Source organism: Rhizobium sp. ERR 1071 (assembly GCF_007828675.1).
GTDB classification, from domain to species: domain Bacteria; phylum Pseudomonadota; class Alphaproteobacteria; order Rhizobiales; family Rhizobiaceae; genus Rhizobium; species Rhizobium dioscoreae.
The window spans coordinates 77,706-88,704 of the sequence record NZ_VITM01000002.1 but is presented as its reverse complement, the minus strand read 5'-3'; the positions used below and the strand labels follow the sequence as shown (position 1 = coordinate 88,704).

Genomic DNA, 10,999 nt, shown 5'->3' with positions numbered 1-10,999 from the left:
CTACGGACAGGGAGGAATAAAATGGTAGAAAAACGTTTCCAGCCGCTGGCGCGCGATGCCATGGCCTACGTTCTTGCCGGGGGCCGCGGCAGCCGCCTGAAAGAACTGACCGACCGCCGTGCCAAGCCAGCCGTCTATTTCGGCGGCAAGACCCGGATCATCGATTTCGCGCTGTCAAACGCGCTCAATTCCGGCATCCGCCGCATCGGCGTCGCGACGCAATACAAAGCCCATTCGCTGATCCGCCACATGCAGCGCGGCTGGAACTTCTTTCGTCCCGAACGAAACGAAAGCTTCGATATCCTGCCGGCCTCGCAGCGCGTTTCCGAAACGCAGTGGTACGAGGGCACCGCGGACGCCGTCTATCAGAACATCGACATCATCGAGCCCTATGGTCCGGAATACATGGTCATCCTCGCCGGCGACCACATCTACAAGATGGACTATGAATGGATGCTGCAGCAACATGTCGATTCCGGCGCTGACGTCACCATCGGCTGCCTGGAAGTGCCGCGTATGGAAGCTGTCGGCTTTGGCGTCATGCACGTCGACGACAAGGATCAGATCATCGACTTCGTCGAGAAGCCGGCCGATCCGCCAGGCATCCCCGGCAATCCGGATTTCGCGCTCGCCTCGATGGGCATCTACGTCTTCCACACGAAATTCCTGATCGAATGCCTGAGGCGCGATGCGGCCGACCCGAATTCCAGCCGCGACTTCGGCAAGGACATCATTCCCCATATCGTCAAGAACGGCAAAGCCATCGCTCACCGCTTCACGCAATCCTGCGTTCGTTCGGATTTCGAGCGCGAGGCCTATTGGCGGGACGTCGGAACGGTGGACGCCTATTGGCAGGCCAATATCGACCTGACCGCCGTGGTGCCGGAGCTCGACATCTACGACAAATCCTGGCCGATCTGGACCTATGCCGAAATCACGCCGCCGGCCAAATTCGTCCATGACGACGAAGATCGCCGCGGCTCCGCCATCTCCTCGGTCATTGCCGGCGATTGCATCATTTCCGGCGCGAGCCTCTACAACAGCCTGCTCTTCACCGGTGTCCGCGCGAATTCCTACTCCAAGCTGGAAGGTGCCGTCGTGCTGCCGAGTGTCAAGATCGGCCGCCGCGCGCAGCTGAAGAATGTCGTCATCGACCATGGCGTCACCATTCCCGAAGGTCTGATAGTCGGTGAGGATCCGGAACTCGATGCCAAGCGTTTCCGCCGCACGGAAAGCGGCATCTGCCTCATCACCCAATCGATGATCGACAAGCTGGATTTGTAACCTATGAAGGTTCTCTCGGTTTCGTCCGAAGTCTTTCCCCTGATCAAGACAGGGGGCCTTGCCGATGTGGCCGGCGCCCTGCCTATTGCACTGAAGCCCTATGGCGTTGAAACCAAAACCCTCATCCCGGGCTACCCTGCGGTCATGAAAGCCATCCGCGATCCGGTTGCCCGTCTGGAGCTTCCGGATCTCCTTGGCGAGGCTGCCACCATTCTCGAGGTCGAGCACGCGGGAATTTCCTTCCTCGTGCTCGATGCGCCGGCCTATTACAGCCGCACCGGCGGCCCCTATGTGGATGCGACGGGCAAGGATTACCCCGACAACTGGCGTCGTTTCGCCGCGCTGTCGCTCGCCGGTGCGGAAATTGCCGCCGGCCTCCTGCCCGGCTGGCGGCCGGATCTCGTGCATGCGCATGACTGGCAGTCGGCCTTGGTGCCGGTCTACATGCGCTACTATCCGACGCCGGAGCTGCCGAGCGTGCTGACCATCCACAACATCGCATTCCAGGGCCAGTTCGGCGCCGACATCTTCCCCGGCCTGCGCCTGCCGGCCCACGCTTTCTCCATGGAAGGCATCGAATATTACGGCGATGTCGGCTTCCTGAAAGGCGGGCTGCAGACGGCACATGCCCTGACCACCGTCAGCCCATCCTATGCGGAAGAAATCCTGACGCCGGAATTCGGCATGGGCCTCGAAGGCGTCATCGCCAGCAGGGCCTACAATCTCTACGGCATCGTCAACGGCATCGACGATGACATCTGGAACCCTGCGACCGATCCGATGATCGCGCAGACCTATAGCGCGGCGACGCTGAAGGATCGCGCCATCAACCGTCATCGGGTCGTCGAGCATTTCGGCCTCGACGACGATGACGGTCCGATCTTCTGCGTCGTCAGCCGCCTCACGTGGCAGAAGGGCATGGATATTCTGGCTGAAGTTGCCAGCGAGATCGTCCACATGGGCGGCAAGCTCGCAATTCTCGGCGCAGGTGATGCGGCGCTGGAGGGCGCGCTTTTTGCCGCAGCCGGCCGTCATCGCGGTCGCGTCGGTGTTTCGGCCGGCTACAACGAACCCATGTCGCATCTGATGCAGGCCGGCTGTGATGCGATTATCATTCCCTCGCGCTTCGAACCCTGTGGCCTCACGCAGCTTTATGGCTTACGCTATGGCTGCTTACCCATCGTTGCGCGAACGGGCGGGCTGAACGATACGATTATCGACGCCAACCATGCCGCGCTGCAGGCAAAAGTCGCGACCGGCATTCAATTTTCGCCCATCACCGCGGAGGGGCTTTTGCAGGCCGTGCGCCGTGCCATGCATCTTTTCCCGGATCGAAAGGTCTGGACGCAGATGCAAAAGCAGGGCATGAAATCCGACGTATCCTGGGGCAGGAGCGCAGAACGCTACGCCGCTCTCTACTCCAGTCTAGTCTCGAGAGGCGCTTAACCCGATGATTAAAACAGTACCCACCACCCCCTTCGCGGACCAGAAACCAGGTACTTCGGGCCTGCGAAAGAAGGTTCCGGTATTCCAGCAGCCGAACTACGCGGAAAACTTCATCCAGTCGATTTTTGATTCGCTCGAAGGCTATCAGGGCAAGTGCCTGGTCATCGGCGGCGATGGCCGCTACTACAATCGCGAAGTCATCCAGAAGGCCATCAAGATGGCCGCCGCGAATGGCTTCGGCAAGGTGATGGTCGGCAAGGGCGGCATCCTCTCGACGCCCGCAGCCTCCAACATCATCCGCAAGTACAAGGCCTTCGGCGGTATCATCCTGTCGGCCAGCCACAATCCCGGCGGCCCGACGGAAGACTTCGGCATCAAGTACAACATCGGCAATGGCGGCCCCGCGCCTGAAAAGATTACCGACGCTATCTACGAGCGCTCCAAGGTGATCGAAAGCTACAAGATTGCCGATTTCCCGGATATCAACCTCGACCGCATCGGCCGCGAAGATATCGACGGCATGATCGTTTCGGTCATCGATCCGGTCGAAGATTATGCAGCCCTGATGGAAGAGCTGTTCGATTTCGGCGCCATCCGCAACCTGATCAGCCTAGGCTTCCGCATCTGCTTCGATGCGATGAGCGCCGTCACCGGCCCTTATGCCAAGGAAATCTTTGAAATCCGTCTTGGCGCCCCGGATGGATCGGTGCGCAACTTCCTGCCGCTGCCGGATTTCGGCGGCCATCATCCGGACCCGAACCTCGTCTACTGCAAGGAGCTCTACGACGACATGATGAGCGACGATGCGCCCGATTTCGGCGCAGCATCGGACGGTGACGGCGACCGCAATCTCATCATCGGCAAGGGCATCTACGTCACCCCGTCCGACAGCCTGGCGATCCTGGCAGCCAACGCCAACCTCGCTCCCGGCTACTCGCATGGCATCGCCGGCATCGCCCGTTCGATGCCGACAAGCGGCGCCGCCGACCGTGTTGCCGAAAAGCGTGGTGTCGGCATCTACGAAACGCCCACCGGCTGGAAATTCTTCGGCAACCTGCTCGATGCCGGCATGGCGACGATCTGCGGCGAGGAAAGCTCCGGCACCGGCTCCAACCATGTTCGCGAAAAGGATGGCCTTTGGGCCGTGCTGCTCTGGCTGAACATCCTTGCCGTGCGCGGCGAGAGCGTCATCGATATCGTGACGCAGCATTGGGCCGCCTATGGCCGCAACTATTATTCCCGCCACGACTATGAAGGCGTCGATACTGATGCTGCCAACGGCCTGATTGCAGCGCTGCGCGAAAAGCTGCCGACCCTGCCGGGCACGAAGTTCGGCGACCTCACGGTTTCCGCCGCCGACGATTTTGCCTATCACGATCCGGTCGACAAGTCGGTCAGCCAGCATCAGGGCATCCGCATCATGTTCGAGGGCGGCTCGCGCGTCGTCTTCCGCCTCTCCGGCACCGGCACGACGGGCGCGACACTGCGCGTCTATATCGAGCGTTACGAGCCCGATTCGACCCGCCACAATATCGAGACCCAGGAAGCACTGGCCGATCTCATCACGGCCGCTCAGGATATCGCCGACATCAAGGGCCGCACCGGCCGCGATGCACCGACGGTGATTACCTGACGGCAATTTTTTGCAGAACCCCCTCACCCTGCCCTCTCCCCGAGGGGAGAGGGGGATTGTGCCATAAGGACCTTCTCCCCTCGGGGAGAAGGTGGATTTCGGTGATTGAGCGGAGCGAAATCGCCGAAAGACGGATGAGGGGGTTATCCGGGAACGACGGCAAATTGCATCACGTTCGTTCCAACGTCCTAAAATGGAAAGCCCGCGAGACATGTCCGAACCGACAACCCGCTGCCTTGGCGCCACCCTCACTGACTCGGGTGTCGAATTTGCTGTCTATTCTAGGCATGCTGAGCGGATAGAGCTTTGCCTGTTCGACGCCGAGGGCCCCAAGGAAATCGCCCGTCTGCCGCTCGCCCGCGACGGCGATGAACACCGCCTCTTTGTGAAAGATGTGGGGGAAGGCACGCGCTACGGCCTGCGCGCCCATGGCACCTACGATCCTGATCGCGGCCTATGGTTCGACCCATCCAAGCTGCTTGTCGATCCCTATGCCAAGGAGATCGATCGGCCGTTCCAATACGACGCTCGCCTCGCAGCGTTCGGCGAAGACACTCAGGATCTGATGCCAAAGGCAATCGTCTCGCGCGACGTTGCCGTGAAGCCCGCCAAACCTCTGTTTCAGCCAGGCGGCCTGATCTATGAAATTGCCGTCAAACCCTTCACCATGCTGCATCCGGATGTGCCGGCTGAGAAGCGAGGCACGCTCGGCGCCCTCGCCCATCCCTCAATCATCGCCCATCTCAAGCGCCTGCAGGTGAGCGCCGTCGAGCTCATGCCGATCACAGCATGGATCGACGAACGGCATCTGCCGCCGCTCGGCCTCACCAATGGCTGGGGCTATAACCCCGTCGCCTTCATGGCGCTCGACCCACGTCTCCTACCCGGCGGCATGAAGGAGCTGCGCGAGACAGTCGCCGCCCTTCACGCCGAAGGCATCGCCGTCATCCTCGATCTCGTCTTCAACCATACCGGCGAGAGCGACCGTCAAGGCCCGACGCTATCCCTGCGCGGCCTCGATAACCCCACTTATTTCCGCAGCCTGCCGGATCAGCCCGGGACGCTTGTCAACGATACCGGCACGGGAAACACCGTTGCATGCGATCAGCCGGCGACACGCAAGCTCATCATCGACAGCCTACGGCATTTCGTCCGCAATGCCGGGATCGACGGTTTCCGCTTCGATCTCGCCACCGTGCTCGGCCGCAACGGCAAGGGCTTCGATCCGGAAAGCATGACGCTGCGCACCATGCTGGCGGACGAGGTGCTGCAGGATCGAATCATGATCGCAGAACCCTGGGACATCGGTCCAGGCGGTTATCAGCTCGGAAATTTCCCGGCACCTTTCCTCGAATGGAACGACCGCGCTCGCGACGACCTGCGCCGCTTCTGGCGCGGCGATGCCGGCATCGGCGATCTGGCAACGATCCTTGCCGGCTCTTCGTCCATCTTTGGCCGTGACGGGCGGACACAGACGCGCAGCGTCAACTTCCTCGCCGCCCATGACGGCTTCACCCTGATGGATCTCGTGTCCTACGAGAACAAGCACAATGAGGCCAATGGCGAGAACAATCGCGATGGTCACAACGAGAACTTCTCCTGGAACAACGGCATCGAGGGAAAAACGGATGATCCCTCGGTCCAGCGCAAGCGCCGCGCCGATATTGAAGCTATGCTGTCAACGCTCTTTGCCACGCGCGGCGCTATCATGCTGACGGCAGGCGATGAAGGCGGGCGCAGCCAGCAGGGCAACAACAATGCCTATTGCCAGGACAACGCCATCACCTGGATGGACTGGAAGACGCTGGACGAGGAACTGATCGGCCATACTGCCTGGCTCGCCGGCCTGCGCCGCCGCTTCACCGCCTTTGGCGACATGAATTTCTTCCGGGGTGATGGTGACGTGCTTTGGTTTTCAGGCGCAGGGACGCCAATGACGGTGCCGGATTGGGAGGCGCCAGGAGTGGCCGTGCTTGGCATGGCGCTACAAACAGAGGATCGCGCGACGCACCGATCGACGCGGCTCGCCATAATCTTCAATCGCGCCGCAAACGAACGCGCCGTCATATTGCCGGCTTCCGAGAGCGGCGGCTGGTCCCAGCTGACGACAGCAGGCGAAACGCCAGCCGGAGAGCAGATCGACATTCCCGCCCGCTCTGTCGCCTTCCTTCTGGAAGGCTGATCGCGGTTGCACTTTCAATCCCGATTCGCCAGAAAGGGCTTTGACGACACAGACTGACGAGGATGGCATGCCCGGCGAAATTTCGCTTGTTGAGATCATGAAGCTTGCGGGAACGGAAATCGGCGTTTCCGACTGGATTGCCGTCGACCAGACGATGATCGACACTTTTGCCGATGCGACGCTCGATCATCAGTTCATCCATGTCGATCCCGAACGCGCCAAGGCGGAAACACCCTATGGCGGCACCATCGCTCACGGCTTCCTGACGCTCTCGCTGCTTTCAGCGATGAACTACAGCGCCCTGCCGAAAATCCGCGAACAGACCATGGGCATTAATTACGGCTTCGAGAAGATCCGTCTCATGTCGCCGGTCAAATGCGACGCGCGGGTCCGTGGCCGTTTCACGCTCGCCGAAACCCGGCTGCGCGGCGCCAATATGCTGATGCTGACCTATGACGTGACGGTCGAGATCGAAAACGAACGCAAGCCGGCGCTGACTGCGACATGGACGACCATATCGCAGTTCGACCCCAAGGACAGACCGGAAGAGAGTTAAAGGCTCGCATCCTCCGCACCTTCGGCCAGAAGGCCGAAAGCATAATCGGAGAAGGAACGCCAGACTTCGACACGAAATGTCTCGTCGTCGAGCCGCAGGATCACGACTTCCGCCTTGCCGAGCAGCGTGCGCGAGCAGGCGCCGACCGGAAATGCGCTGAGCGACACATCCTGCGGGCAGCCGGCGGCGAGCGTCGCTTCCGCGCCGGGGCCGGACACGATGATGGCTGTATTGCGATGCGAGACATCGGTCGCCGAGTGCAACACGCCAGACGATCCAGCCACGCCGACCAGCTCGACACCGTTTTCGTCGATGACGAGCCATTCGTCCGGGCCGAGCCACAGGGCGTGACGCCCATTGGCGCTGACCGAAGTCTTCGGCCGGGTCGGCAGTTGCAGGCCAAGCGCCTGCGAAAGACCGCCGACGGAATCGGCCGGAGCGCGCAGAGAAATGCGGCTTGCGGGAGCAGCAGGCGTCAGCCGAACGGTCGAGGAACCGCCGTGGCGACCAACGAGCGGCAGTTTGCGGGTAGCGAGATCAGCCATTGATCCGGCCTCCTTCCTTGTCAAAGAACACCAGATCCGTCACCTCGACTGATATCGTCTTATCGGGCATCGGCACATAGAGCGTCTTGCCCATGCGCTCACGCCCGCCGGCAACCAGCGCGAAGGCGATGGAGCGGCCGAGATTTTCCGACCAATAGGCCGAAGTAACATGGCCGAGCATGGTCATCGGCTTCGGCTCATTCGGATCGGCGACGATCTGTGCGCCCTCCTCCAACACCACCTTCGGATCGCGCGTAATGAGGCCAACGAGCTGCTTGCGCCCTTCCTTGACGAGATCCGGCCGCTTCAGGCCGCGAATGCCGACGAAATCGGTCTTCTTCTTGGACACGGCCCAGGCAAGGCCGGCATCGTCGGGTGTCACTGTGCCATCGGTATCCTGGCCCACGATGATGTAGCCCTTCTCGGCGCGCAGCACGTGCATGGTCTCCGTACCGTAGGGGCAGGCGCCCAGCGGTTCGGCGCGCGCCCAGACAGCTTCCCATACCGACTGGCCGTAATCGGCCGGCACGTTGATTTCATAGCCGATTTCGCCGGTGAAGGAGACGCGGAACAGCCGCGCCGGCACGCCACAAACCTTGCACTCGGCGACACTCATGTGCGGGAAGGCCTCGTTGGAGAGATCCTGTCCTTCGACGAGCGGCTCGATGATCTCGCGTGCCTTCGGACCTTGCACGGCAATGACGGCCCATTGCTCGGTGGTGGAGGTCAGCCACACCTTCAGATGCGGGAACTCGGTCTGCAGATAGTCTTCCATATGATGCAGCACGCGCGGCGCGCCGCCTGTCGTCGTCGTCACATGGAAGCGATCCTCGGCCAGACGCCCGACGACGCCGTCGTCATAGACGAAGCCGTCCTCGCGGGTCATGATGCCGTAGCGGCAGCGGCCGGGCTTCAGCGTATCCCAGGCATTGGTGTAGATGAGGTTCAGGAACTCGGCCGCGTCCGGCCCGACCACCTCGATCTTGCCGAGCGTCGAGGCATCGAACACGCCAGCCACTTCGCGAGCCGTGCGGCATTCGCGATTGACGGCCTGGTGCATGGTCTCGCCGGCGCGCGGATAGAACCAGGCACGCTTCCAGTTGCCGACGTCTTCGAAGATCGCGCCATGCGCCTCTTCCCAGGCATGCATCGGGGTCTTGCGAGCGGGATCGAAGAGAGCCCCGCGCGAATGGCTGATGAGCGTGCCGTAAGTCACCGGCGTATAGGGCGCGCGGAAGGTGGTAAGCCCGACCTGTGGAATATCCTTGCCGAGCATTTCGGCGGCGATCGCCAGCCCGTGCATGTTGGAAAGCTTGCCCTGATCGGACGCCATGCCGTTGGTGGTGAAGCGCTTGATATGCTCGATGGAATGCATGCCCTCGCGCACTGCAAGGCGAATATCCTTGGCGCAGACATCGTGCTGGAAATCGACGAAAGCCTTCGCGTTCGTATCCGGCCCGGCGCCTTCGGCAGCACCGATCATGCCGCCGGTCCACTCGAAAGCTTGCTCGGCATGAAGCTGAATCTTCTCGCCGCCATTGGCGCTGCCCGTGGCGCGTGCCATCAGCTCACCAGCGGCCAACGATTCCTCGATCGCCGCTTGCAGCCCGTCCGTGCCGTTGCAGGCACCGACCGAAAGGCAATCCTGAACATAGGTGCCCGGCAGGAAACGCTGCTTCTCGGCATCGAATTTCAGCTTGCCGCGCGATTGCGAAAAGAGATGAACTGAAGGCGTCCACCCGGCCGAAACCAGCAGGGCATCCACCGGGATCTTGCGGGTCGCCGAGCTGCCGTTGCGCGAGATGGTCATGGAAGAGACGCGCAGCTTGCCTGAGGTATCGACGACGGCATAGTCGGTCATCACCTCGATGCCCAGCCGTTTTGCCTCGGCCAACACAGCCTCACCCGGCCGCGCGCGGCTATCGACGATAGCAACGACGGACACGCCGGCGCGCTTGAGATCGAAGGCAGCTTCATAGGCCGAGTCATGCGCCGTATAGACGCCGATCTTCGCACCAACGGCGACGCCATAATGGTTGAGATAGGCCCGTGCCGCAGACGCCAGCATGATGCCCGGACGGTCGTTGTTCGGGAATACCATGTGGCGTTCGATGGCGCCCGTTGCCAGGATGGCGCGCTTGGCGCGGACCTGCCACAGGCGCTCGCGCGGCAGGTCACGGCCCGGCTTCGCCAGATGGTCGGTCACCCGTTCGGCAAGGCCGAAGAAATTGTGGTTGTAATAGCCGAAGGCGGTCGTGCGGGTCAGCACCTGGACATTCGGCATCGCCTTGAGCTTGGCGACGGTAGCCTGCGCCCACTCATATCCTTCGGCGCCATCGATCTTGATGCCGGTATCGAAACGGAGCGCGCCGCCGACCTCAGGCTGCTCATCGCAGAGGATGACCTTGGCGCCGGTTTCAGCCGCGGCGAGTGCCGCGGAAAGGCCGGCAACGCCGGCACCGACGACGAGAACGTCGCAATGCGCATAACGGCTGGCATAGTGATCCGGATCTTCTTCCGTCGGCGCAACACCGAGACCAGCGGCACGACGGATGAAGGGCTCGTAAATATGCTTCCAGGCCGTCTTCGGCCACATGAAGGTCTTGTAGTAGAAGCCGGCGGCAAAGAAGGGCGACATCAGATTGTTGACGCCGCCGATATCGAAGGCGAGCGACGGCCAGCGGTTCTGCGACTGCGCCTTCATGCCGTCGAAGACTTCCTGAACGCTGGCGCGTACGTTCGGCTGACGCCGCGCCGCATCGCGGGAGATATCGAGCAGCGCGTTCGGCTCTTCGGCTCCGGCCGACAGGATGCCGCGCGGACGGTGGTACTTGAAGGACCGGCCGACAAGATGGACGCCATTGGCAAGCAGCGCAGAGGCGACGGTATCGCCTTCGAGCGCAGTATAGGTCTTGCCGTCAAAAGTGAAGCGAGCGGTTCTGGCCGGCGTCAGACGCCCCTTGCCCGCGATACGATTGGCGCCGCTCATTCAACGAATCCCTCTGTTTGTGCCGTCTGTTCTTGTTCGTTCTGTTGCTGCGCTGCCGGCTCGGAAACGCCAGGCTTAAGCGTCGCGGGGTCGGGCTTCGGCTCGCCGGCCTTGTAGGTTCGGTAGAAGTGATCGCTCACGGTATCGCGCGCCGCATTGAAGAAGCGGCCGCAACCATGGGTGTGCCGCCAGCGCTCGAAGATCAGCCCCTTCGGATTGTCGCGCAGGAAGAAATATTCCTCGAATTCTTCGTCCGAGATTCCGGCAATATTGGCCGGCCGCACGATATGCGCGTCGCCGGCGTTGCGGAATTCAAGTTCCGAACGCTCTTCCTCGCAATAGGGGCAGTAAATCAGCAGCATCG

Annotated in this window: 8 protein-coding genes; 5 read left to right on the top strand and 3 right to left on the bottom strand. The window is 61.7% G+C overall.

The annotated features are described in order from the left end of the window. Positions 1–21 precede the first annotated feature (21 nt). From glgC to FBZ99_RS05720, 5 genes are all read left to right on the top strand, one after another. A complete protein-coding gene (gene glgC / locus FBZ99_RS05740) occupies positions 22–1,284 on the top strand; it encodes a glucose-1-phosphate adenylyltransferase (RefSeq protein ID WP_113389204.1) in 1,263 nt (420 codons plus the stop codon). 3 nt (positions 1,285–1,287) lie between these two features. Next, the gene (glgA, locus tag FBZ99_RS05735) at positions 1,288–2,730 is read left to right on the top strand and encodes a glycogen synthase GlgA (RefSeq protein ID WP_113330515.1); all 1,443 of its coding nucleotides are present in this window, start codon (positions 1,288–1,290) and stop codon (positions 2,728–2,730) included. A 4-nt stretch (positions 2,731–2,734) separates the two neighbouring features. Further along, positions 2,735–4,363 (top strand): alpha-D-glucose phosphate-specific phosphoglucomutase, encoded by a 1,629-nt coding sequence (locus FBZ99_RS05730; RefSeq protein WP_069613291.1) that lies wholly within the window; start codon positions 2,735–2,737, stop codon positions 4,361–4,363. Positions 4,364–4,574: 211 nt separating this feature from the next. Continuing rightward, positions 4,575–6,545, top strand: coding sequence for a glycogen debranching protein GlgX (gene glgX, locus FBZ99_RS05725; RefSeq protein WP_145631885.1), 1,971 nt, complete (start codon positions 4,575–4,577; stop codon positions 6,543–6,545). Between the two features lie 67 nt (positions 6,546–6,612). After that, positions 6,613–7,101: a MaoC family dehydratase gene (locus tag FBZ99_RS05720; RefSeq protein ID WP_113354973.1), complete on the top strand. Its 489-nt coding sequence runs from the start codon at positions 6,613–6,615 to the stop codon at positions 7,099–7,101. On the opposite strand, the gene FBZ99_RS05715 is transcribed toward FBZ99_RS05720, so the two are convergent. Genes FBZ99_RS05715 through FBZ99_RS05705 form a run of 3 tightly spaced genes read right to left on the bottom strand, consistent with a single transcriptional unit; the run spans position 7,098 to position 10,997 of the window. Continuing rightward, entirely contained in the window at positions 7,098–7,646 is a 549-nt protein-coding gene (locus tag FBZ99_RS05715) for a sarcosine oxidase subunit gamma (protein ID WP_145631882.1), read from the bottom strand. The two genes, FBZ99_RS05720 and FBZ99_RS05715, sit on opposite strands and share 4 nt — an antisense overlap. Beyond that, entirely contained in the window at positions 7,639–10,635 is a 2,997-nt protein-coding gene (locus FBZ99_RS05710) for a sarcosine oxidase subunit alpha (protein ID WP_145631880.1), read from the bottom strand. The genes FBZ99_RS05715 and FBZ99_RS05710 overlap by 8 nt, the downstream gene beginning before the upstream one ends. Next, a complete protein-coding gene (locus tag FBZ99_RS05705) occupies positions 10,632–10,997 on the bottom strand; it encodes a sarcosine oxidase subunit delta (RefSeq protein ID WP_145631878.1) in 366 nt (121 codons plus the stop codon). The genes FBZ99_RS05710 and FBZ99_RS05705 overlap by 4 nt, the downstream gene beginning before the upstream one ends. Positions 10,998–10,999 lie beyond the last annotated feature (2 nt).